The organism is Winogradskyella sp. (genome assembly GCF_028289625.1).
GTDB lineage: Bacteria > Bacteroidota > Bacteroidia > Flavobacteriales > Flavobacteriaceae > Winogradskyella.
Genome location: NZ_JANQOM010000053.1, coordinates 1 through 24,962 on the forward strand (window position 1 = coordinate 1; position 24,962 = coordinate 24,962).

Sequence of the window (24,962 nt, forward strand, 5' to 3'; positions counted from 1 at the left end):
ATACAGAATTTCGGATTTAAAGGATATTCGATTTACTAAACTGTTGAATACATTAAAAGGAACATTAGTTGACTGAAATAAAACTGCATACAACAATGTATAACCTGTGCTAGCCAAATATTAAAGAAACAAACCCGTAACTAGCGGTTATACGAGACCGTTATGCACAAGCAAAAACCAATACAAATAAATGAGTGAATTGATTAAGAAGTATGCTGTTTTATTAATAATTGGATTACTCATATCTCGAATTTTATCTGTTATTATTCTGCTTGCAATTCCAAATTTATTGACATCTGAATTACCAGAAGGCGGAACTTCAACTTTGAGTGGTAGCTATTTAAGTGGTGGACTTGAATATCTTGTCAACATTGGATTTATTTTTCTCTTGTCAAAGGATATGAGCAATGAACGAATTAAATCAAATTTGATTTTGGTTATGACCTTTTTCTCATCAATGATTGGCGTTGTCCTTTTCCTATTAAGTGTGGCTCAAAAAAAGTCGAACCTTACCAAAATTAAACTGAATGAATAAACTCTTAAAAATTTTAAACAAATACATTGTTCTACTAATTCTATGGTCAATTATTGGAATGGTTTGGATTTACATTCAGCCTATTTTAATGCGGAAAGGAATGTTGAGCACATCTGATTTTGAGTCGTACTCATTCATAAATTCTTTGCAAACATATATAGATTATCTGATTCGAATTATAATTGTTGCTCTAATAATAATCGATTTTAAAAAGTATAAATTGAATTATATTTTACTGTCAGCATTCGCTACATTGTTTTATCCTCTTTTGGGAATTGTAATATTATCACTTTTACTAATAGAAAAATGGAAGGAAAATGCCAGTGCATAACAACGGCTATAGTTCATTATGGCTGAAATTTCTAACAGCTACGCTAAAGCTTCGGTGCTCGCAGTCGGAATTTCGAGGCTTTTTGCTAAATTTATGGTTTGCTAGCGCCAGTTCGTTTCGCTCGTGTCGGCGGAATGGTACTCGCGTAACATTCCGTAACGAAACCATAACCAAAACCGTTAGCCACAAGTTGAATGAATAAACTAATTGAAAAACCACATCTGATTTTCTTACTTGTTATTCCAATAATAATGCTGATTGGAATTTTGAGTGGAGACTCTGTGTTGGACATCAATGTTCACGACACTTATTTTGTAATTGCCTATTTACATTTAGCAATATTGATTTCAATACTTTTCGGAATAATCGGAATTGGATATTGGATTATGAAAAAGGCGAACAGAAAATTATCAAAGTGGCTGAATTGGACTCACATTGGACTTACTTTTGGCGGAACTTTAGTTGTATGGATTTTGACTAATTTTTATCGGACTGAAATTATGGAATATGAATTCAATAATAATCTGACTTTAATTATCACTCTGATTATTTTATTAATAATTATTGGACAACTCATTTTTCCGATTAACATCATTTACGGACTGATAAAAAAGAAAAATAAAACCAGTGGCTAACATTGGCTATGGTCTCATCCCTAGTCCTCGGGACGAAACCATAGCCGAGACCGTTACCTGCAAGCAGAAAAAATTATGTTCCAAGATTCAATAACTCTTAAAAATCGACATCAGAAATTCATAAAAACAGTTTCTGAAAACGGAATAGTTTACGGACTGAAAAGTAAAAATGGATTTGCAACATCAAGTGCGAATAACTACGAAGACGATGATGGAAATCCAATTGGAATGATATGTTTTTGGGCTGAAAAAGTTCGAGCCAAATCTTGTGCTAAAGAAGAATGGAAAAAATACAAACCAACTGAAATTCAATTAGCTGAATTTATGGAAAATTGGTGCGTAGGAATGGCTAATGATGGACTTATAATCGGAACGCAATTTGACCAAAATCTATTCGGGCACGAAGTTGAGCCATTAACCCTGATTTTAGAACTAACCGCTGAATTAAAATCAAATGGAAAGGATTTAAATTTCAGAAAGTTCGACGGAATTGAGGACTTAGAAAAACAAGTAAAAGAAACAACAAAATAAAAAGCCAGCAGGTAACAACGGCTATAATTCATTGCGGTTGAATTCCTAATCAAAATTCAACGCTTTTTTGCTAAATTTATGGTTACGGCAGAATGATACTCGCGTACCATTCCGTAACGACACGAGAGACTGAAGGTCTCGAACTGACGGAGTAAACCATAGCCAAAACCGTTAGGTGCAATACTTAGAATCAGCCATGAGAATTCGAATCCTTCTATTATTATTTCTTTCAATTCTAAGTTGTAATCAACCTAAAAATAAGAAATCAGAAACTGTAGAGAAACCAGAGCCTGAAGTTATTATTGAGAAAAAAGTAGAATTCGAATATAACTCACTTTATATATCAGACTCTTTTGATTTTCCTGTTGGTAAGCCAGATGCCAGTGGATATTACAATGCCCAAAAGTTCGGCGAAAACTTGCATTTAGGTGATGACTGGAATGCTATAACTGGAGGAAATTCGGACTTAGGTGATCCTATTTACTCAATTGCAAATGGATATGTCAAATATGCTCAAGACTATGGTGGTGGATGGGGAAATGTCATAAGAGTTATTCATAAAATGCCGAATGGAAAAATGGTAGAATCTCTTTATGCGCATTGCGATACAATATTAGTTAAAGAAAAGCAATGGATTACAAAAGGAATGAAAATAGGAACGATTGGAAATGTAGATGGACAATATTTTGCGCATTTACATTTTGAAATTCGAGATGATTTGGATTTACCTATAGGTTATGGGTATTCTGATAATACCAAAGGATATTTGGATCCAACAGAATTTATAAAAGAAAACAGATAACCGTACAGCACCTAACAACGTGTATAGTTAATGCAGCTTGCTGGTTAAGCTGAAGAATTTTTCTTACTTTTATTAAAACATGACTTCCATCGGAATCATCCTGCGGACGATTCCGCACAAACCATACACGAACACGTTGTAAACAGTTATGGAAAACGTACTAACATTTTTACTTGGAGCTTTGTTGATAGCACTTGGAATTATTTGGTACAATTACGAAAGAAAGAAATTCGTTGCTCAAAGAAAAAATGAAGATTATATGCGAATGTCGTTCACGATTGAATTCATTTTAGGTGCATTTATCCTTTTTGCAATTGGAATAAGACTAATTTACGACTCATTTTAAATGAACGAAAACAAAGATTATTTTAAAATCTCTAAAAATGGAAGTATTCACACTTTGAGTGACCGAATTCCATTTAACTGGAAAGAACTAATGATTTGGACTTCTGCTTCATTCATTTTCCTGATTTGGTTTCTCGGAATTGGAATAGGAATTTTTGTAGCAATTTTAACTTTAATCGGATATACATTTTACCGATTTACTTCTTGGATTTACTACACGGAATTAAAAATTGACGAGCAAACTGGAAAAATAACCCGACTAAAAAAAATACTCAACCGAACTCAAAAAACGGAATTAATTGCAGATAAATTTGACCCAACCCGATTTGAGTATTCGGAATTGACTCGTAGCGGAAAAACAAAATTCTTAATGAATTATAGAACACATAAAAATAATGAATTACTGATTCTAAAGAATAAAGCTGATAAAGAACTTATTATAAAATACATTGCGGAAAAAATAACTGGTTACAACAATGCATAACCGCAATTTGCTGCCGCCAGTTCGCTCCGCTCTTGTCGGCAGATTCGCCTACCCTTCGACAAGCTCAGCAAAGGCCAAGCGAATCCACTCGGAATTGCTAAAGTCTGGGCTTAACCGAAAAACAGTAACTTAAAATCCGTAACTGACGGTTATACGAGACCGTTGTGCTTAATTTAACCCAAACAAAAACATAATGAAAAATTATTCAAAAAAAATATTTTTACTTGTTCTATCTCTAACTCTAATCCATTGCTCAAGCGGCAATGATTCATCGGAAAACCCTCAAAATAATGATGATTATTTTGTTCAAATGTTTTCTGGGATAGTACGCTTTGGCTTTGAAACTATACCAAATGACAATTCAATTTACATAAGAACAAATATTGAGACCCTTGTAGCAGAATTCATAAGAATAGATGAATCTGGAAATACTACAACTACTGATATTTCTTCTATCGCATTTAATAATAGTGCTTACATAGATGCCATTTTTTATGATTTTAATAACCAAATTAATATTGTAGTACTGGAAGAAGTAAATCCATCCGAATCAAATATTAAAATGATATCATTAGATTATAATGGTACTTTGATTAATCAACAAACACTTGAAACTAACACTATTTACACAAATCTAAGAATTCATTCAAATGGATTCTTAGCATATACTGAGATTTCTGATTTGCAGGAACACACTCTAAATTATAAGATATTTAATCAGTCAGGAAATCCTGTAAATACTCAAATAATCGATTTTGGTGCAGACAATCCTAGAATTGATGATGTCTATTTTGAAAACAATAATGTTTTCGTAATTGGTAAAAATAATTGGATGCAAGGACAAGGTTATACTAACCAGATATGCAGAGTTTATAATAGTAATGGAGAGTTAATTAACAGCCATAGTTTTGATTTCATTTATAATAGCAACAACGTATTAAGAGTGTTAAACAATAGAATCCATCGTTCATATAATGCTGGACTAGGTACTGAAATGGAAGTTTATGATATTGATGGAGTTTTAATTAACGCTACAACTTTAAATCATTTGCTTAATTTTAGTTACAATTCTATTGGGCAATTTATGTACGTAGAATATAATAGTACATTAAACAAAAACCTTGATTTTAAAATTTTAGACTCTCAATTAGAATCCGAAATCTATTCTAGAAATTTTGGTGCTGATAATAGCACAGGTAATACTGGAACAACTTGGGTATTTTCGATTAAAGAAACCGAAAATTTCTACAAAGTATTTGGTCAAACTACGGCACCAAAGAATGGTGATTTTGATTTACCAGAAAACTCAAGTAGCTTCGATGATTATCTAGCTCGATTCAATAAAAACTAAGCACAACAACGTGTATAACTCATTGCAGCTGAATTCCTAATTGAAGTTCATTAACTTTTGGTTACGGCAGAAAATCAGCTATGATTTTCCACAACAAGCCATACACAAAACTTTGGCTAACATTTACGCAACCTTTTGAGAAAATCGCATCTTAAAATAAATTAAAGTATGAGAAAATTAATCTTGATTTTATTTTTAGCTACTTCATGTGAAATTAAAATGGATAATGATTTCCCTTTGTCAGTATCTAACAATTCGGAAACATCCATTAACGTATATTTTAATACTGACCAAAACTTTCAATATATATATCCTGATTCTACAATCACAAATTTTGAAAATAGAATTAGTGAAAAAATTTTGCCTAGTCAGATAATTGCTGTTTCAGGAGGAAGTTCTCACTGGGAAAGTATTTTTGAAATTAATGTGCCTAACGATACTTTATCTATGTTTATAATAAATTCTGATACATTAAATTTATACAATTTGGGCGAAATTGGTTCCACATATAATATTTTAAAACGCTATGACTTAAGCTTGAGTAACTTAAAAGATTTAGACTTCATTGTTAGTTACCCACCAACACTAGAAATGGAAAACATTAGACAATACCCTGAATTTGAATAAAAAACGATTTGCCAACAACGTGTATAGCTCATTACGGCTGAAATTCCTAATACCTACGCTAAAGCTTCGGTGTTAGATGCGGAATTCATTGCAATTTGCTATCTTTCGGTTACGGTGGAAAATTCTAGCAGATTTCCACAACGAACCATACACAAGACCGTTGTGCAACATTAGTAAAAATGGAAAAAATAAGAAGGCAACTGACTTTGTTCCTTAATGAACCGAATGGTATTATCGAGAAAATTCGTGCCGAATTTAATCCAAAACAATACAGACTGATATCTGCACATGTAACACTCTGTCGCGAAGACGAAATTGAACCGATTGAAAATATTATTTCAAGAATAAAGTCTATTGAATTAGAAAAAACAATCCGAATTGAATTTGGAAAAGCAGAACGGTTTTCGAACGGAAAAGGCGTTTGTATTTCATCCTTAGACCATAACAATGAATTTAAAGAATTAAGAAAATTAGTTCTAGGACAAACCGAATTGGAAAAAGAGCAAGTTCCTCATATAACACTAATGCACCCAAGAAATTCGACTTGTACTAATGACATATTTGAGAGAATTGAAAAATATGACTTACCAACTGAATTGAATTTTGGGAAAATTAGTCTAATCGAGCAAAGAAATGGTGGAAAATGGAAGGTATTACAGGAATTTGGAATTGTAAAAAAATAACGTTGCACAACAACGGCTATAGTTCATTGCGGCTGAATTCCTAACACCTACGCTAAAGCTTCGGTGTTCGATGCGGAATTCATTGCAATTTGCTATCTTACGGTTACGGCGGAAAATCGGCTATGATTTCCCGCAACGAGCCATACACAAAACCGTTGTAAGCCATTAGAACGAACATGACGATAAGAAAACTAAGAGATACTGAATCGGACTTTCTAGCAGAAATGTTATATGAAGCGATTTTTATTCCAGAAGGACATGACCCTTTACCAAAAGAAATCCTTAAAGAAAAATCATTATCCAAGTACTTTGAAAATTGGGGAAAAGATAAGTTTGACATTGCTTTGGTAGTGGAATCTGACAATGAACTTGTCGGAGCAATATGGGGACGACTTTTCACAGGTGAGAGCAAAGGGTTTGGATATGTGGACAACAAAACACCAGAAATCAGTATGGCAGTTCAACATGAATATCGAAATCAAGGAATTGGAACCGAATTGATTAATGCAATCGCTTCTGAGTATCAAAGAATCAACGTGGATTATTTGTCGCTTAGTGTAGACAAGGCAAACAAAGCTGCAAATTTGTACAAACGCCATGGCTTTGAGATAGTGGCGGAGAATAAAACAGATTGGACCATGAAAAAACAGATATGAAAAAAATTGACAGAATGATGACCAATATTTGTTCAGAGAACCAAATAACTAAAGTAGTGATAAGGTAATGAAAGGGCAAATTTTCTTTTACTTAGGTCTCTCCCTTATGGCAATGCACGAAATGGATGCTATCCGTTGCAAAGAGTGGCGAATATTTCCAGGACTTTCAATGCTTGATGACAAAGTTGGACATATTTTATTTCTCTTTGCTCACATTCCTCTGTTTTACTTTATATTTTGGAAACTAACCAATAACAAAAATATTGAATCATTTATCTACGGCTTTGACATTTTTATGATTGTGCATTTAGGACTTCATATACTATTTCTAAAACACAAAAACAATGAATTTAAGGATTGGATTTCTTGGTCAATAATTGTCGGTGCAGGACTTTGTGGACTAATAGACTTAGTGATATGATATTTGTTACATAAAATAAACTAACTACTAAAAGAGAATTGAAGTGCCTTGAAATTCAGCACTACTCATATACGATATAGTTGTAACCAACTTGAGAAAATGTCTAAAGCAAAAGAAAAAAATATTGGTTTTAAGAATACGCCTGCAAAAGTGAGAGAGATTGTTTTTGCTCTCAGAGATGGCTTACAAAATACAATTAACGATAAACTTATTGGTTTGTACTTGTATGGCTCTCTTGCTTATGATTGCTTTAATCCCGAAATAAGCGACATAGACTTCGTTGTAGTTTTGTCTGAATTACTAACCCTTGAAGAAGAGCAAAGAATATCTCAACTGCATAAGCATTTGGGCTGTGAACCCAAGTATGGAAAACGTCTCGAAGGGACATATATCACGGAAGAACAGGTAAAATCTGATAATTACCCGCCTAATTTCCTTTATTACGTAGAAGGTCATGAATTTGTAAAAGCAAAAAACGGACAAAAAGAGCAAGATTTCCCCATGCATCGCCAGCATTTACATGAATCAGGCGTAAGGATTATTGGCTATGATACTCAGAAATTGTTTAAACCTGTGCCGTGGGAGGTATTAAAGCATTCCCTCAAGCAGGAAATGCCATTCATCAAAGAACAATTCGAAAAACGACCTATATATGCTGTACTTAATTTGTGCCGAGTAGTTCGAGCATATGAAACTCGGAGACTTTCTTCAAAGAAGCAAGGCGGTGAATGGGGACTTCAATTTTTACCTGTTAAATTTTATGAATTAATCAAAATTGGACTTAACGGATATACAAACAGAATAACGGACGGACAAAAAGAATTCTTAATAGAAAACCTTCCACTTTTCTATGAGTATTGTTTTGAAAGGACAGCTAATAGTTGAAAAGAAATAAAAAAACTGGCTACAACAACACCTATACGCAATACCCTTCGGGACACTGCGCATAGCCAACATTGTAGAGCACATTAAATCAAACCAAGAACCAATGAACAAAACCATAGTTTTATTATTACTCTTGACAATCGGATTTTTATCCTGCAAAAACTCTGAAAAAGAAGTTGACAAAATTGAAATTGTTAAACAATACTTTAAGACTCTTGACAATTCTGACTATTCTAAAATATCTGATTGGTTTGCTGACAGTTTAACTACAATTGAAGGAGAATATAAACAGGCATATTCTAAAAGCGATTATTTGGGATTTTTAAAATGGGATTCTGTTTTTGACCCTAACTACGAAATACTTGAAATTGGGCAAAATAATGGAATTGTAAAAGCAAAAATTTCAAAGATGGACAAAAGAATCTCTTTTCTTCACGAAGAACCGTTTATAATAAATCAGATAATCAAATTCGAGAACGATAAAATAATTAGTGTTGAAACGGAATACATGGGTTTTAATGAAGCGACTTGGGAAAGGAATAAAAACGGACTTTTGAGCTGGATTGATGAAAACCATGCTGAATTAAACGGATTTATATACGACCAAACTGAATCTGGAGGAATAAAATTCTTAAAAGCAATTGAACTGTATAAGAATAAAAAATAACGTGCTACAACAACCTCTATAGCTCATTACCACACATTTTTCAAAATGACGAAAAAACAACGAAAAATATTCTATGCTATAATTTTCATTTTAGGAATTTTATTAATGATTTGGCAAATCAAAATATATCGGAATACTATGATTGACTTATCAATCTTAATCGGAATTATTATTATTGTCGGATTGGTAGCTTTTATTGCAGACTATAAAAATTATGAAAAAACATACGGTCACGAAGGAATTGGACTCTACTTTTATTCTGGAATGCAGTACATAATTGGATTTGGATTTATTGCTTGCTCAATTTTCACACTATCGAATTACTATTTTGCTGAATCGAAAACCAAAACCGAATCTTACGAAATTATTGACCGAACTTGGATACAAGGCGGAACGAAATACAGGAGGAATAAAAAACAACCAGTATTCACAATAAATTACGAAGGAAAAAATAAAGAACTTGTTTTTAATTCCAATTACTATGAAAAAATGGAACTTTATAAAAGTGTTGAATTTGAAACTAGAGAAGGTTTATTTGGATTTAAAATTCTGGAAAATAAAAAACTGAATGAATAAAAACGTTGGGTAACAATGTATAACCTCAATTTGCTGCCCCCTGTTCGCTCCGCTCGTGTCGGCGGATTCGACTACCCTTCGACTTCGCTCAGGGCAGGTCAAGCGAATCCACTCGGAATTGCTAGCATCAGTTCTAAACCAAAAACCAGTAATTTAAAATCCATAACTAACGATTATACGAGATCGTTTTAGCCAATTAAAACTAAACAATTGCAACGTAGATAGAATTCAATCGTCTTTTTTCCAAAATAAATACAATAATGATAAAAAATCTATTTTGCGTAGCCCTGTTTTTCTTGATAGTCTTTAGTTGCCAAACTAATCAAGAAGGGACGACAGTCTCAAAAAAAGAAATTAAAGAAACTAAGCAACTAAGTGTTGGTAGGAAACAAATGATTAGTTCCACAATTCTAAACGAGGATCGTCCAATTATCATTTCCTTGCCAAAAGATTATGATATATCTGATGCAAAATATCCTGTTTTGTATTTAACCGATGGCCTGCAGAATATTTGGCACGCTGTAGGAACACTAGAAGTATTAACAAGAACCGGTAGCATTCCGCCAATGATTGTTGTTGGTATTGAAAGCACAAATAGAATGCGTGATTTTACACTAACAGTTAGTGAGAACAATCCAGGAAGTGGAGGCGGAAAAAAGTTCTTGGAATTTATTGAAAAAGAATTAATTCCTTATGTAGAATCGAATTATAGAACGAATGCCTACCGAGTCTTAGAGGGGCATTCTTTGGGCGGATTATTTACAGCATCAACCTTTATGGAAAATCCAGATTTGTTTAATAGTTATATAGTGATGAGCCCTTCATTATGGTGGAATGGAGAGGAACTTACGAAGAAAGCTCAAGAATTTTTCAAAACAAATTCTAAGTTAAAGAACTCATTGTTTTTTGGTATTGGCACTTATGAATCTGGTGCTGAATATGGAATGAGAAAAGAACTCAAAAACTTTGTGGATGTCATATCAGAAAACAAACCTAAACAATTAAGATTTGAGCGGAAAGAAATCGAAAAAGAAGGACATATGTCTTCAGTTCTATTATCAAACTATCATGGGCTAAAATTTATTTTTTCTGATATGAATTTTCCCGAAAGTCTGTATAAAAACTACACCGATGGAAAATTTTTGGAACACGAAAACTATATAATGGATAAATATGGCGAAGCAGCAAAACAATCAGCAGAGTCTTACGTGAATTTAGCCGCCACGTTAAGGCAACAAGAAAAATATCCAGAAGCAATTACTGTACTTAAGAGAAGTGTGTCAGCTTATCCTTTTGATGTAGGTTTAATGAATTTTTTAGCCAATACATATGAAAAGAATGATGATATTGACTCAGCAATAGCAACTTATAAAAATGCAATAGCAACTTCAAAGAAAAACAATTACAATCGAGAAGAAGAATTTAAAACTCAAATTGAACGACTTATAAAAAAATAACTGGCTATAACAATGGCTATAATTCATTACTAGGAAAGAATTAAAAAGAAAAACAATTGCTACATTTGAAATCTAAAAACAGCAACCCAATTATCGATTTATGCTGCGCCTCTTTCTAGCTCGACTTGCCTTATCCGCGTCACAGTTTGAAGACGCAACGACATCAAAGCTGAGACCATTGGTAATTATTAAACTAAAATGCTAGAAAACATATATTTTATCGCATCTTTCGTAGGGATATTGATGGGATTTATATTAATATCTCAGCTATTTAAAGGCAAAAAATCAGATTTTTTTATTGGAATCGTTGTTTTGACTTTAGGCATAGAATTATTGTTTTCTTGGGGTGTTCTATCTGGCTATACCAATAGCCCAAATGCCATTCCTTACTGGAAGTTGTTGAATTACCTACTACTACCACCATCTACTTGGTTGTTTATTAAGTATAACACAAATGATAATTTCAAACTACAACTGTGGCATTACAGTCTGTTTTTACCAGCAATTATAGCCTATGGTTTAGAGCTTTACTCAGACCTTGTAACAATTTCATTGTGGAAATATGATGCATGGATTTGGCTGACTGAATACCTGCCAATATTGGGTATGCTTTATGTAATTATATTTTTTTGGGTCATTTATTATAAGCTACACTTCGGCAAAGGAAAGAGCAAACAAAAAAAACAAAAAATCCAACAATTAAGGCTAGTTCTATTAATGGTAAGTATAACTCTATTGACATTGTTATGGTTGATTTTCACCTTTATTGGTTGGGATTATTATAACATGATTGAGATTATCATAATATCTATGTTCCTTGGATTCACTGTTTTGAACTTTGTGCATAATCAAGGATTTCAGACACTAAAGCTAGAAGAAAAGAATCGTAGTTTTCCTAATTATAACGACGAGGAAAACGTTAAATTATTGAAAAAGCATTTAGAGCAAAATCAACCATACCTAAAACCCATACTTCCTTTGAAGGAATTAGCACTCCAATTAAGCCTCCCACCAAGATATTTATCATTTTTAATCAATGAATACCTCGGTAAAAACTATAAGGAATTTATTAATGAGTATAGAGTTAATGCCTTTTTGAACAAAGTTCAATCTAACGAACTGAATACCAAAACCATTTTAGGTCTTGCCTTGGAGTGCGGCTTCAATTCAAAATCTACTTTCAACTACGTTTTTAAAAATATTACCGGTAATTCCCCTAAGGAGTATTTAAATAAGTATTCCAAATAAGTGTTTTTGTACTTCCTAAAACGTGTTTTAGGTCGATTCTTACCATAGAACAGTGGTTCTTTGTGTAAAATTTAAAAACACTATTTATGAGAATTACAATTATCCTTTTGATTATTATTTTGCCTACACAGGTATTTTCACAGAACAATAAAATTACGATTAACACAAATAAAAATATTGAGTTCTTAGGGTATATTATTGAACAAGGTGACCCTATGGGCAACGAAAAGAGCCATCCCATTTCTGTCATAATTAATAAGTATCCCGAGAATAAGAATAGTGAAACGTTGTTGAAGCTATTCAATCTGGCTAGTGATATAAATTATAGCACGCTAACATATCTAATGTATTTTTTACCTGAATTACCCTTAGCCAAAGATTACAGTGTATCTCTAGAACTTGCATCCTATCTAGGATTTAATTCAGAAACCGAAAAGAAAAACCTCAATCAAATGGTATCGGAATTAAATAACTACTATCATGAATCAAATTTCGACACCATATGGAACGAACTTAGACCTTATCGAAAAAATATAACATCTATTTTGCACGAAAATCGACCTGAATCAAAGGTTTTTGACCAAATGGAAATGTTCTATCAATACAAATATGATCATTACAGCATACAGCCAATTATAACGCTTTGGCCATGTGGATTCGGTATCCGAGATTTAGAAAACAAAAGAGCCGTCTTTGTAATGGGACCTTTAAACATAAATTATGATTTCACTGATCAAGAAGCTTATATAAATTTAGCAATTCACGAATTTGGACACTCATTTGTAAATCACGTGGTACTTAAAAATGAAAATCTTTTAAACAAAACGAAGAAACTATTCGCACCTATTAAGGAGGATATGACCAGACAGGGATATTCCGATTGGAAAACGTGTATCATAGAACATTTTGTCAGAGCTGGAGAAGTTATTATTAGAGATTTAATGGGTGATAAAAAACAAAGTGAAGCCTTATTAAAGTCCTATACAGAAGATAAAAAATATATTTTTCTTCCTTCTATAGTTCAGAGCCTTAAGGCTTATCGATTGGATAAAAATTTATCTTATGAAGCTGCTGTAACTGCTTCGCTGAGTGATTTATCCGAAGAGATGAAAATTGAAAACGAATAGTCTAACTGTTGCTAATAATGGCTATAATTCAACGTTACCTTTTAACTTTAAAACAAAAACCAAATCTGATGCAAAAATTATTGACTTTAGGAATTTTAACACTACTCATTTCCTGCCAAACCCCAAAAAAGCATTCTGACAAATTCTTTACAAACTTTAATAAGAATATAGAAACCTATTTTCTAGCCGAGCTACTTTCTATAAATCATAGAAAAACAAACAAGCAATGGGAGGAATACAAACTAAAAACCTGTAAAGAATACCAACCTATTGTTGCCAAAGCCTTAGCTGATTTTGGAAACCTTAACCAAAGTAAAATAGCGATAGAAACAGCTAAACTAAATGATACCTTAGTAAGTTTAGGATATGGAAACGATGTTATGATGGGAATTTTATTAGAGCAACCTGAATTTAATCTTTTACAAGAGCCTTCAGATTTTAAATTTTCATATACCCATTTGAAAAACCCACAAAAAAAGGGATTGGAACAACTAATCTCAGATTATTTAAAATTACTATACAATTTCTATCAAAATGAGAACATCGATGATTTCTACGAGAAAAATATACGTTTTTACAATGGTGCAATCAATGAAGTTCAGACGCATATACCCGAAGGATTTACAGAAGCAATGGAAATATATTATGGGGACGACAGAGATGAATATATTGCTTTGGTGAGCCCTATGATGATTTGGCCCATAGAAGACAATGAAGGACGAGGAATAGCAGCGACGGTTAAAAAAGATGGTAAACGCATAGTTTATGAAGTTATGAGCCCTTACGTTCAAGTGCCAGTTGATTTTACAAAAAACAACTACGATCAATTCGGTTTTGATTATCAACCGAGAGCAAGAACTTTAACGATTCATGAGTTTGGACATTCATTTGTCAATTCAGAACTCGTACCATATCAAAAACAAATTGAGAGACATTCTTATCTATTTACCGATCGTTTAGAAAAAGTAATGGAAACAAAGGGTGTTCAAGATTGGAATGTTCATGTCATTGAAAGCTTTGTACGCTTAGGAGAGATTAGAATAGCCGAAATTCAAAACGATAAAAAAAGGGCTGATTATTTACGAAACTATCATACTAATTTGGAGGATTTCATTTTTCTACCACAATTAGAGGAAAAAATAATCGAGTTTGAAAATAATCGGGAAAAATACCCAATGTGGAAAAATTTCATTCCAGAACTTTTAAGCGTGTTTGAGGAAAGCACGACAGAATTCGTGAATAAAAAACTAAAATAAACGTCACATAACGCAGTATATAAGCAATAACGGTTTGAGTGCAAACTCGAACCGTTTTTTGTTTAAATTAAGTTATATTGTAACCCGAAAAGTGATCTTATAAAAATCTGCTACTGCTCATATGCAAAACCGTTGAGTGGCATAACAAGACGGAATCGTAGCTCCTAAGTTTACTAAAAAAACTCTTTTGTACGAGAATTGTAAATACCAATTGTTCAGAACTGCCTTAGAAGAAGGTGCGCCTATTACAGACGAAAATTGGGATACAATAAAACCTCATTTAAAACTTAGGCATTTTAACAAAGGAGAGGCCATAATTGAACACGGTCAAGTTGAAAACTATCTCTCAGTAGTAGCAAAGGGGTGCGTAAGATTTTTTGTTCATAAAGATGGTAATGAAATAAATTTTGAGTTTTCGTTTGAAGGTGAGTTTTCTACTTCCTATGCCTCTTTCTTATCCAGACGTCCTTCGTTTGTGTTGATGGAAGCTGTTGAAGACGTAACCTTGATCAGTATACACTATGATAATTTACAAACTTTATACAAGGATTCTGCTACCGGAGAAAAAATTGGGCGGCTAACTACAGAAGGCTACTATATATGGCGGGAACATCGTGAAATTCAATTGCTCACACTTTCTGCAGAAGAACTATATATTGACTTACTTAATCAATATCCCGAATACATCAACCGTATCCCACAAAAGTATTTGGCTTCATATCTTCAGGTACAACCTGAGTCACTAAGTAGAATAAAACGACGAATTTATAGTAATAAAAAACGAAAATAACCCAGGTTATTTTTAGTCAAGTTTCCTCTACGGAACTTTGTAATGAAATTCAAAAATTGAAATTATGAAAGTTCACAAGAGGTTTTTAATGACAATTATTGCCTTAAGTATCTTTACTTTATCTAATGCTCAAGAGATGGCTACCACGTTTAATAAGCATAATAACTTCTATATAAGTTTTGGGGCAGGCACTTCTGTACTGAGGGATCTTCCATCGGATATTTATTTTGACGGAAGTACCAACCTACAGTTGGGATTTATGTACGAACGTGCATTTCACAAACGATTTTCTTTTCTTACTGGTATTGAGTTTGAACAGGCAACTTATAATTTTAACGGAGACCTTGATTTTAACTCGAATAATGGTTTTGATCTAGTCAGAGCTGGACCAGACAAGAAATATACAGGGTTTAGGCAACGCAATCTCACGGCCCCAATTCAAGGAAGGTTCTATTTTATGGATAACAATGCTTCCGATTCGCGCAATATATTTATTCAGGCTGGATTAAGATTAACCCAGTCTCTGGACTTCATTGGTAATGATAGTTTTGAAACTTATTATTTTTATCGCAGTAGAGGAAAAGATGAGTCAATCATGTTAACAGATTTTGTCAATCAAAGGCGCATACAATTAGAATTCATGTTTGGATTTAAAGGACAGTTTTTTAAAAAGTTTGATGTATTAAATGCCTCAACTTTAGGCTTTATGTATCAATTGAATCCGATTTTTACAAGTGATTCAACAGCAGTACATCCAATACATTTCACATGGCGATTTTTGTTTTAACAACAAATTGAACGTAAGAGATATGGACAGAAGAACTAAGGAAAATAATGACTCTACCTGGTTAAATACCTTAAAACAGCATTTTCCATGGAAAGCATTTTTTGTTGGAGCACTTTTACCTATTATCGTATATTACATTTTTCACCTATATGGCCAGCCCTTAACTGGTGCTTTTATAGCTGCCGCATGGGGAGGTGTTGTTGTTCTCATATCACATTTTATTCTGCGAGATGTTAATCTTTTCGCCATATTATCCTTACCACTTACACTTATAGAAATTATAGGAACTCTAATAACATTGAGCCCAGACTTTTATTTAGCAACATCGGCAATAGATCATTTTCTTTGGGCTGTTGTATTTTTAATATCGTTAGCATTTTCTCGTCCATTGATACTAGTTTTTGCCGACGCAATGAAAAGTATTCCGAATACTACCGAAATTCTTGAATTTCGTAAAACAAAAGCATTCAGAAATGCTTGGGTTAAGCTAACCTATATCTGGGCCGCTGCACATTTAGTGTCTGCTATTGTATTGATTATTTCTCAACTTTATACGTCAGTCGAATTCTTTTTAATTATTAGAACCTTATTAAACTTGCCCTTATTAGCTGTTTTAATAACTATAAGTTTTTGGTTTCCGGAATGGTATTGGGAAAAATCTTGAATAAATCAACTAAAAAAATATTTAAATATGAAAACCGTTAAAATACTAATCACCGTCCTTATTGTTAGTTTGACAAGTAGCTGCATGCATAAAAGCAATACCAGCATGGATGATGTTCTTAACTCTAAACTTTTGGTCTATCAGATTTCTGGTTTTGATGGGCCCAAAGTGAATATCAATAACGATAGTCTTGCACAGTTCCTCACGTCTTTGTACTACAACGTTCCACTTACTGATATTGAAACAGCATTACAATGGGATTCAGAAACAACATTGAATAATATCGATGTGCTCATCGAAAACAAGTTACTTTCAAAAAGAGGTGATTATTATCAACCAACTCTTGGAATATTGACTCTAGAGCGAGGACAACTATTGAAAGAAGAGGCTCAAAAAGTAGCCAACATTATTGCAGACAGTATTATAAAGAGCTTACCTAAAATTCAAAAGATACACGACCAAACCAATATTTCCAATTACCATGATTTTAAAGAATTATCTTTCTTTTATCTCAGTAATGTTCTTCTTGATAATTTTCAAATTCAGGCCATGGAAGAAGGTTTTTTAAATAAGCCGCGACCTATGAGAAATGGGAGTAGATATTATATCGCTATTGTTGAAGACTATACAGACAACAAAACAGAGCCCTATGGTATCTATGGAAACCAAGGTCTTTTTTGGAACGATTCCATTGGCATTTCTGTTTATGGCAATAAAAGAGTTAAGTCTAATGTAGGCTGGGATAATTATGAGGATAAGGAGGTTTATGTTTTTGATAAAGATGATACGCCTTTGGTTACAGAGAAAATGCCAACAGCTTTTTTACCAACTTTACTTGATCTACTTAATGACAACAAATCAAATTTTGAATCCACTTATCAAAAACTGAATTTTGACAAAGAAGTTACCTTCGAGGAATTTTTTATTTTTTACTATCACTTTGTATATACTGTAGCTACCGATATTCTTATTGAAAAAGACATTATAATTAAGCCTCAAAACAGTTTGTTTTATTATCAAATTGCACATAAGGTTCAATAATTAGTTTATTGTTGCTTAAAATTAAAAATCTAAAAAGAGTTAAAATGCCAAACAACTAGAATGACTATAGTTAATTAAGGCTAACTCCGATAGGGTATTCAACGCTTATTTACTATCTTTAAGCTACAGCAGGAAAGAATCCTCTCACCTTTGCTAAAGCTTCGGTGAGCGTAGACGGATTTTTCTGCAACGACATGAAACGTCTTTAGTGTCGTACTGACGAAGTAAATCATAGCCGAAACCGTTAGAAAGTTTAATAATAACAAAACTATGGGTAACGCAAACGATCCTACTGATCACGAATATGGAATCAGTAATGAACAAAGAGCTAGAAGGGAAAGCTCAAAGAAATCGGATAATAATCCTTGGCCAGGAATTGGTGGAGCAATTATTTTACTTTTAATCATATTTGCACTGTTAAAAGGATGTTCTTGAATTTAAAACAAAGAAATTCCCTAACAATTCTTCAGCGTGAATTCAAAAGTTAAAAACCTCCCACTCAAAAATCGCTTCAACAATCCCGTTGCCGGTATTACTCAAATGAATTAACTTTGGGCTACAGATGAAAATCATCATCGAGAACGTTGTACTTAATTTGAGAAATGATGAGTAAAAAATCAATCTTGATTTCCGTCCTTATAATCGCAATTGGACTCACACTCTGGAATTTTGGATTCTTCAATCGATATAATTACTTGACTGCTAAAGCAGACATTGCAAAAAATAACCCTCAAATAGTTTATGTTGGTGAATCAATATTAACACCAGCAGATTTAAATAAAGTAAGTAAAAAGTATGGCTTTGAAATCGTTGGTCTAGGTTGCACACTGAGTGGAGTTGAGCAAAATGGAATTGATATTTACAATTCCCAGATTAACAACTATCTGGACAAGCTAAACGGAAACGGATGGAAATCTGAATACACAAAAGAGATTGATTCTTTGATGAAGCTAACTAACATTCCAAAAACTGCATTTTGGATTGAAAAAAATGGAAATGGACATTGGTACAATGTAGATTTTATGCATAGCCATAAAAACAATGCGAGAATTTCGATTTTTGACAAATTTGGTGAGCTAATAACCAAAGGGCATTTTATTCTAATTTGTCCTAGTGATGAAATTGAATTTATGGGCGAATTAGATACTCAAATCGACTTTTATGATGGTGAAAAAATTCAACTTAAAAGTAATTGTTATTTGATGAAAAGAAAATAAACTGCTTAAAACAACAGTAAAATCACTTTACCACTCCACATTGCTCAAATCACTCAAATTCATTAACTTTAAGTTACGGAGGAAAATCGTAGCCGAGACTGTTAGGCACAAGTTGAAATCAAATACATTGAATAAAAGATTAATAAGCATTCTAAAAGCCGTTTTGGCAACTCTATTGTATATAGTTGGAATGGAGCTTATTGGTTCTTGGCTTTATATCGCAGAAGCCATTGAATTCAAAAATTATAATAGTTACTATAATTTAATACAAGGTATATTACAATTTATAGGAGTTCTAATTTTTATATACTTCATTAAAAACAGGACATTTAAAAGTTTGATTAAGAAAACGGATAGAAAATGGTATTTACTTGCACTTATATTGGGTGTTTCATTTGCTTTTATACAAACACCATTAAAGTGGGTTTACAACTTATTGTTTGGGACTGAATATTACATTGCTTATAGATTTGATGGATTACCAAAATTCAAGAATATAAATATGATTTCAGGCGTACTTCTGATTCCTATTGCCGAAGAACTTTTTTTCAGAGAGTATATCCAAAATAAATTACAGAAAAAAACCAACATAATAGTTGCTATTTTAACAGCGTCTATATTGTTTGCTTCAATTCACTCACCTTATCTTAATTTAATATTTGATTCGGTAAAACAAGATTGGCATTGGTTTTATTTGACAATATTTGGTGGCATACTCTCAGGACTCTTATATTACAAATCCAATTCAATTGGGCCACCTATTATCTTTCACATGTTTTGGAATATAATGGTATATATTGTCTGATATGTATAAAAGCCAGTGCCTAAAAATACCTATAACCCCTTCCCTAACCATATTGCTCGTGTCAGTCTAATTAACTAACTTTAGGCTATAGCGGAAAACCTTAGCCAAGAAGTTAGCATGTAAGCTCGAATAAATGAACGAAGTCGAAATCAAAGTATATCACAAAGAAGAGAAAGTAACAACTACACTTTATGTTGAGCAATTGTCTGAAAATAAATTTCGGATGATAGATAACGACTTTTGCAACTATAAACTAACTTTGGGTACGGAGTTCGAAACAAGAATAAACAAAGACGGTAAACACGAGATAACAAAAATTACGAAGGAATCGGAATACATTACTCGCAGATTCGGATTGACACCAAATCATAAAGAATCTGATTATAGAATGCTTGGAGAGGAATTGACCCTAAGAGGTGGATTTTGGCAAGTTGATATAGGGAGAATTGCTACTATTAGCATTCCAAAAGATTTTGAGTTTGATATTGACGAAGTAATCAAAGAGTTGGGCCTAAAGTTGGTGGAAATAATTGATTAAAATGCAATCAAAATCTATTGAACAGCTTGAAAATGATTATTGGAAAGAAGAAATTTGACCAAATAAATGAAAAAATAAAACCTATTGTGCGGCAATAGCTATCGCTCTTTATTTGTAAGTTACTTCCCGACTCCACATTGCTCAAATCACTCAAATTCATTAACTTTAAATTACGTCGGAAAATGACTCGTGTCCTTTGCTGCGACAAAACCACATACAAACCCTAATGTTTAATTTAAGACATGAGAATATCATTACTTGGGGCAACAGTAAGAACCGGTAAACTAGTACTGAAACGAGCACTCGAAAAAGGCTATCAAGTGAATTGTCTTGCTCGTAAAATTGAGCGGATTAAAAAAAAGTAGTGATATCAAAAGCATAAACACTAATAAAACTACTAGCAAAACCGTCCAAGTCGCATTGCATTAAGTCGCTAAGACATGGAAAAATTCTCACATAAATTTACTATCTTTAACACATAGAAAATCGAGCAATCAGCTTGTGTCTTCCTTTAAGAAATCCAGCCTACCTCGCGGCTATTTTTCCATTGTAGAACAGACACAATCCATTAGCATACATTAAAAATTGATTTATGAAAAAAGAAATAAGCCTTTTAGTCTTTAGCATCCTAATATTGACCTTTTCATGTTCATCTGATGATGACTCGAACGATGGTGGAGATACAATAAATCCCATAAAATTAATTCAAAGCCTCTCTTTTGATGATGAAACAAACGTTGATAGCCTGTTCTATGACAACAACAATAGATTGATCTTAAAGAAAGAATATCTAGACGTCGGACAATTGGACTATGACACACACTATGAATACGATTCTGCCAATAATTTGATAAGAACATATAGAATCCATTCTACTTCTGTTACACCAAGTGGAGAAGTGAATTATACTTATGATACAAATGGTAATTTATTATCTCGGGTTTACTCCACGTTTGGGTCAACCCAAGAATACCTCTTTGAATATGAAGCTAATGTTATTATCGTTAATAGAAATCAGGAAGATGAAGTTAGAATCAACTTATCATCTGGCAATAGAATACAATCTGTGGAAAGAAAAAATGCCAGTAATCAATTTTTCGTATACAAAGAATACATCTATGATGGTAACAACATCACAGAAGTGAGAATAAATGAAGGCTCGGAAGTTATTTCTTTTGTTTTCGAATTTGATAACAACAACTTTCCTTTCTCGGTTTTTGATTTCGACTTGCCAAATGGCCTAAGTATAAAAAGAATTGAGGAGGCTATTCTGTTTTCCAATTATCCTTTTATTACAATTGGAGATGGCGATAATTATTTTGGGTTTTTAAACGAAAATAATGTTATTTCTTGCTCTGGCAGTGGTTCTAGTAACTACAGTTATAGTTACGATTCTGAAGGTTATCCTGTGCAAATCACCTATGATTTTTTGTTTATCCCTAGCAGCCTAATTGTAACATATTATTAAAATAATTTTTATTGATCATAGTTATAGTAGCCTCTCTATAATGCTTAGCTGATATCACTAAAATTAATTAACTTGAAACTGTAAGTAAAGACCTTTAACAAGGTAAAAATCGTATGTGCTAAGTGTTATTTTAGCTTTAATTTACACTATATGAAAAAGATTTACATCTTGAGTGCCATCATAATGGTTGTCCTTGCTGTTGCAATTACCTATTTAGGTTTACAGCGCGATCATATTTTTAATCCACCCGTAATTACAGGAGTAGGATTTTTGGTAATTGCAATTGTCTTTATGGTTGCTGGAAATAAAAAATGAACGCAATGCTGTAACCGAGTTACATTTTGGAAATGGTAAGGGAATAAGAAATGGCTTATGAAAAAATAATCATAAAATGAAACCAATGAATATTTGCTTGTTGATGATTTTAACCCTGATGTCCACCTATAATGAGGACGAACAATCGAATACTACAGAAGTAGATGTTCTTTACATAATGCCCGAAGAGAGCGAGCCTCATGAAGGCACTTGGTTGCAATGGCCGCATCACTATCAATATGGTATAGAATATCGAAATAGTTTAGACCCAACTTGGGTAGATATGACTCAAGCTTTAGTGAGTAGTGAAAACGTTCATATTGTCGCCTATAATGATACAGAAAAGAATAGAATTATTGGATTGTTGACCTCTGCAGGAATACCTTTAGATCGTATAGATTTCAAAATTCACAGAACGGACGATGTTTGGGTGAGAGACAATGGACCAATCTATACCAAAGATTTAGCTGGCAATGTAGTTATACAAGATTGGGGGTTTAATGGCTGGGGAGAAAAAATTGACGCCGTCTCTGGCTTTCCTATAGAATTCGAAAACTGTGATGCTATCCCTACTAAAATCGGCGAAAGCCAAGGTATAAGCGTCATTGATTTAAATAACACAATGATTAATGAAGGAGGTAGTGTAGTGATAGACGGTAATGGTACCTTAATGGCCTGCAAAAGTTCTATTTTAAATGCTAACCGTAATCCTGAGATGACCCAAAAAGAGGCAGAACATATATTTAAAACATATCTTGGCGCGACGCATTTTATTTGGCTAGACGGCCAGGCAGGTCTAGAATTAACGGACCAGCATATTGATGGATTTGCCATTTTTGGAAACGCTACGACCATTGTTACGATGAATGAAAATGACCTCTTGGAGTATGATGTGCTTCAAAGTGATATTGATAAACTTTATGAAGCCACAAATAAGAACGGAGAGGCTTATAACTTTGTACAGGTCCCTTTAACCCAGAATACCGTTAAAAAGACAGATGGAACAGACTTAGGCTATAAAGGCTCTTACGTCAACTATTATATTGCAAACAACAGCGTATTAGTTCCTAATTATAATGATTCTAACGACGTTGTTGCCAATGAGATCATACAAACACTATACCCCACAAGAACCGTGGTAGGTATAGACGTAAGAAATCTATACGAAAATGGTGGCATGGTACATTGTGTAACACAGCAACAACCTCAATAGCATTGCTGGTAGACCATAGAATAAGTTTTTCTTTAAGCGTAAGTTTATGATTAAGAAACTTTTATGGATTTACTTTATTAGTAGTAGTTCACTATTCAAGATTTTTTAATCTAAAATTCCTATTAGCATTAAATATATTACCTAATGCTAATCTAATATTTAAGTATTGACCATCAAGTTGTGTACCTCCACGGTTTCGGTAATCTACCCAATTATATCTAAGGTGAAGTCCCAAATATGCACCACTTTTTCCATATCTATATTTAAAAACCAATCCAATATTTGAATTAAAACTAGGTAAATTCTTTCCGTCATCGTCATCATCCTCATCAGTACTTAAGGCAACGATACTTTCGTAGGCAATACCAGGTGAAATCCCTAAATTTATTTTTCTGGAATTAAAAAAATCGTACGTATATTCTGCACCGAAGTATATACCAGTCCATGTGTCGTCTGTTATTAAATCTCCTTGGTAAACAAATGAATACTCTTCCGCCGAAGACCCTATTCTAATATCAAAAACAACGTCGATTGTGTGTTTTAGTGTTTTTCCCCCTAAAATTCCTCCAATGTGCGGTCTTGTACCAAAGACTGAAATATTACCATAGTTTAAGATGGCACCACCTATATATGCAAAGTGCAGTTCCCACATACGGAGTGTTTTGCCATAAACTGTACTGTGCAAGCCTTTTAGCTTGCTGTAATAAGGTGCTCGTTTTATTTTGTCAAAAGAAGGGTTTTCATTTGCATAAAAATCTATCAATAATTGCTCATCTAGAGAACCAGAATTAGAATCTTTCGCAATTTTTTGTGTTAAACTATCAATTGAATTAATTTTTTGGTAATAGCTGTTCTCTAAAGGTATTGAGTCATTTTTATTGTTTATTGAGCCTCTATAAAACAAAAGCGCTTCTATTGTAGATTCTGAAATTGATGTGGGCGAAAATCTATTTCCGTTTATGTCGAGAATAGTCCGCAATCGATCAATAGCCTCAATGTTCCCACATTTTGACTGCCAATAATCCAAGAAGTCATAAATCTTTATCATTTCATTATTGGCATACAAATCCCCTATGATTGAAGATGCGCTATAGGTCACATCCCTACAGTCTATAGCCCTGTTACTAGAAATCATATCATCAAAGGATTGTCCCACGGAAATTGTAAAAAAGAATAATAGGATAAATGCGTAATAGTATTTCATGTGGAATCAATTCTAAGATCTAGGACATAAATAATAATGTTTGGTTAATTGCGTCATTTTCTAAGAATTTATTGACAGAATAATCTACAAAATCCATTTTTGTCGAAGTCCCTATAAATATAAAGCTATTCCATTCTATTTTGGCATTAATAAAGTAAAATATATTATAGGAATGGTTAATTTTACAGGTATTGTGCTCCATAAGCCACCGAACTCATAATGAAGATATAATTTTAGGATATGGTTCTGAGATGGTTAAAGAATTTAAAAAAGCGAAACAAAACTACTTACAACAATAGTTCA

30 protein-coding genes are annotated in these 24,962 nt (G+C 33.1%); 29 read left to right on the forward strand and 1 reads right to left on the reverse strand.

The window, feature by feature from the left end:
• The first annotated feature begins 190 nt into the window (after nt 1-190).
• The 29 genes from Q0992_RS10650 (at nt 191) to Q0992_RS10790 (ending at nt 23,455) form a co-directional block, all read left to right on the forward strand.
• Nucleotides 191-535, forward strand: a complete 345-nt coding sequence (locus tag Q0992_RS10650) for a hypothetical protein (protein WP_299523682.1) — start codon at nt 191-193, stop codon at nt 533-535.
• A gap of 525 nt (nt 536-1,060) precedes the next feature.
• Nucleotides 1,061-1,501 (forward strand): cbb3-type cytochrome c oxidase subunit I, encoded by a 441-nt coding sequence (locus Q0992_RS10655; RefSeq protein WP_299523685.1) that lies wholly within the window; start codon nt 1,061-1,063, stop codon nt 1,499-1,501.
• Between the two features lie 75 nt (nt 1,502-1,576).
• A complete protein-coding gene (locus Q0992_RS10660; protein ID WP_299523688.1) occupies nt 1,577-2,032 on the forward strand; it encodes a DUF2750 domain-containing protein in 456 nt (151 codons plus the stop codon).
• A gap of 175 nt (nt 2,033-2,207) precedes the next feature.
• Nucleotides 2,208-2,834: a M23 family metallopeptidase gene (locus Q0992_RS10665; protein ID WP_299523691.1), complete on the forward strand. Its 627-nt coding sequence runs from the start codon at nt 2,208-2,210 to the stop codon at nt 2,832-2,834.
• A gap of 148 nt (nt 2,835-2,982) precedes the next feature.
• Nucleotides 2,983-3,180 carry a hypothetical protein gene (locus Q0992_RS10670; protein ID WP_299523693.1) on the forward strand — a complete coding sequence of 66 codons (198 nt, stop codon included), beginning with the start codon at nt 2,983-2,985 and terminating at the stop codon, nt 3,178-3,180.
• Nucleotides 3,181-3,663, forward strand: coding sequence for a hypothetical protein (locus tag Q0992_RS10675; RefSeq protein ID WP_299523696.1), 483 nt, complete (start codon nt 3,181-3,183; stop codon nt 3,661-3,663).
• 193 nt (nt 3,664-3,856) lie between these two features.
• Nucleotides 3,857-5,014 carry a hypothetical protein gene (locus Q0992_RS10680; protein ID WP_299523699.1) on the forward strand — a complete coding sequence of 386 codons (1,158 nt, stop codon included), beginning with the start codon at nt 3,857-3,859 and terminating at the stop codon, nt 5,012-5,014.
• Nucleotides 5,015-5,182: 168 nt separating this feature from the next.
• Entirely contained in the window at nt 5,183-5,641 is a 459-nt protein-coding gene (locus Q0992_RS10685) for a hypothetical protein (protein WP_299523702.1), read from the forward strand.
• A gap of 179 nt (nt 5,642-5,820) precedes the next feature.
• Nucleotides 5,821-6,324, forward strand: coding sequence for a 2'-5' RNA ligase family protein (locus tag Q0992_RS10690; protein ID WP_299523704.1), 504 nt, complete (start codon nt 5,821-5,823; stop codon nt 6,322-6,324).
• Nucleotides 6,325-6,500: 176 nt separating this feature from the next.
• Nucleotides 6,501-6,980 carry a GNAT family N-acetyltransferase gene (locus Q0992_RS10695; RefSeq protein ID WP_299523707.1) on the forward strand — a complete coding sequence of 160 codons (480 nt, stop codon included), beginning with the start codon at nt 6,501-6,503 and terminating at the stop codon, nt 6,978-6,980.
• Between the two features lie 67 nt (nt 6,981-7,047).
• Nucleotides 7,048-7,401 carry a DUF6713 family protein gene (locus tag Q0992_RS10700; RefSeq protein WP_299523710.1) on the forward strand — a complete coding sequence of 118 codons (354 nt, stop codon included), beginning with the start codon at nt 7,048-7,050 and terminating at the stop codon, nt 7,399-7,401.
• Between the two features lie 99 nt (nt 7,402-7,500).
• A complete protein-coding gene (locus tag Q0992_RS10705) occupies nt 7,501-8,286 on the forward strand; it encodes an aminoglycoside adenylyltransferase domain-containing protein (RefSeq protein ID WP_299523713.1) in 786 nt (261 codons plus the stop codon).
• Nucleotides 8,287-8,389: 103 nt separating this feature from the next.
• Nucleotides 8,390-8,953: a hypothetical protein gene (locus Q0992_RS10710; RefSeq protein ID WP_299523716.1), complete on the forward strand. Its 564-nt coding sequence runs from the start codon at nt 8,390-8,392 to the stop codon at nt 8,951-8,953.
• 138 nt (nt 8,954-9,091) lie between these two features.
• A complete protein-coding gene (locus tag Q0992_RS10715; protein ID WP_299523719.1) occupies nt 9,092-9,529 on the forward strand; it encodes a hypothetical protein in 438 nt (145 codons plus the stop codon).
• A gap of 260 nt (nt 9,530-9,789) precedes the next feature.
• Complete coding sequence (locus Q0992_RS10720; RefSeq protein ID WP_299523722.1) at nt 9,790-10,986, forward strand: alpha/beta hydrolase-fold protein; 1,197 nt, start codon at nt 9,790-9,792, stop codon at nt 10,984-10,986.
• A gap of 198 nt (nt 10,987-11,184) precedes the next feature.
• Nucleotides 11,185-12,234 carry an AraC family transcriptional regulator gene (locus Q0992_RS10725; protein WP_299523725.1) on the forward strand — a complete coding sequence of 350 codons (1,050 nt, stop codon included), beginning with the start codon at nt 11,185-11,187 and terminating at the stop codon, nt 12,232-12,234.
• Nucleotides 12,235-12,320: 86 nt separating this feature from the next.
• A complete protein-coding gene (locus tag Q0992_RS10730) occupies nt 12,321-13,361 on the forward strand; it encodes a DUF4932 domain-containing protein (protein WP_299523728.1) in 1,041 nt (346 codons plus the stop codon).
• Between the two features lie 68 nt (nt 13,362-13,429).
• Nucleotides 13,430-14,617, forward strand: coding sequence for a DUF4932 domain-containing protein (locus Q0992_RS10735; RefSeq protein WP_299523731.1), 1,188 nt, complete (start codon nt 13,430-13,432; stop codon nt 14,615-14,617).
• A gap of 187 nt (nt 14,618-14,804) precedes the next feature.
• On the forward strand, nt 14,805-15,407 hold the full coding sequence (locus Q0992_RS10740) for a Crp/Fnr family transcriptional regulator (protein ID WP_299523734.1): 603 nt from the start codon (nt 14,805-14,807) through the stop codon (nt 15,405-15,407).
• Between the two features lie 64 nt (nt 15,408-15,471).
• On the forward strand, nt 15,472-16,194 hold the full coding sequence (locus Q0992_RS10745) for an outer membrane beta-barrel protein (protein WP_299523737.1): 723 nt from the start codon (nt 15,472-15,474) through the stop codon (nt 16,192-16,194).
• A gap of 22 nt (nt 16,195-16,216) precedes the next feature.
• Nucleotides 16,217-16,858, forward strand: a complete 642-nt coding sequence (locus tag Q0992_RS10750; protein WP_299523740.1) for a VC0807 family protein — start codon at nt 16,217-16,219, stop codon at nt 16,856-16,858.
• 84 nt (nt 16,859-16,942) lie between these two features.
• Nucleotides 16,943-17,899, forward strand: a complete 957-nt coding sequence (locus tag Q0992_RS10755; protein ID WP_299523743.1) for a hypothetical protein — start codon at nt 16,943-16,945, stop codon at nt 17,897-17,899.
• Nucleotides 17,900-18,169: 270 nt separating this feature from the next.
• The gene (locus Q0992_RS10760) at nt 18,170-18,334 is read left to right on the forward strand and encodes a hypothetical protein (RefSeq protein WP_299523745.1); all 165 of its coding nucleotides are present in this window, start codon (nt 18,170-18,172) and stop codon (nt 18,332-18,334) included.
• Between the two features lie 167 nt (nt 18,335-18,501).
• Nucleotides 18,502-19,116: a hypothetical protein gene (locus Q0992_RS10765; protein ID WP_299523748.1), complete on the forward strand. Its 615-nt coding sequence runs from the start codon at nt 18,502-18,504 to the stop codon at nt 19,114-19,116.
• 127 nt (nt 19,117-19,243) lie between these two features.
• Nucleotides 19,244-19,921 carry a CPBP family intramembrane glutamic endopeptidase gene (locus tag Q0992_RS10770; protein WP_299523751.1) on the forward strand — a complete coding sequence of 226 codons (678 nt, stop codon included), beginning with the start codon at nt 19,244-19,246 and terminating at the stop codon, nt 19,919-19,921.
• Nucleotides 19,922-20,054: 133 nt separating this feature from the next.
• Nucleotides 20,055-20,459 carry a hypothetical protein gene (locus Q0992_RS10775; protein WP_299523754.1) on the forward strand — a complete coding sequence of 135 codons (405 nt, stop codon included), beginning with the start codon at nt 20,055-20,057 and terminating at the stop codon, nt 20,457-20,459.
• Nucleotides 20,460-21,051: 592 nt separating this feature from the next.
• Nucleotides 21,052-21,927 carry a hypothetical protein gene (locus Q0992_RS10780; protein WP_299523756.1) on the forward strand — a complete coding sequence of 292 codons (876 nt, stop codon included), beginning with the start codon at nt 21,052-21,054 and terminating at the stop codon, nt 21,925-21,927.
• 150 nt (nt 21,928-22,077) lie between these two features.
• Nucleotides 22,078-22,242: a hypothetical protein gene (locus Q0992_RS10785; RefSeq protein ID WP_299523759.1), complete on the forward strand. Its 165-nt coding sequence runs from the start codon at nt 22,078-22,080 to the stop codon at nt 22,240-22,242.
• Nucleotides 22,243-22,327: 85 nt separating this feature from the next.
• Nucleotides 22,328-23,455 (forward strand): agmatine/peptidylarginine deiminase, encoded by a 1,128-nt coding sequence (locus Q0992_RS10790; protein WP_299523762.1) that lies wholly within the window; start codon nt 22,328-22,330, stop codon nt 23,453-23,455.
• Nucleotides 23,456-23,546: 91 nt separating this feature from the next.
• Here Q0992_RS10790 and Q0992_RS10795 read toward each other — a convergent pair whose 3' ends face one another.
• Nucleotides 23,547-24,659: a hypothetical protein gene (locus tag Q0992_RS10795; protein WP_299523765.1), complete on the reverse strand. Its 1,113-nt coding sequence runs from the start codon at nt 24,657-24,659 to the stop codon at nt 23,547-23,549.
• Nucleotides 24,660-24,962 lie beyond the last annotated feature (303 nt).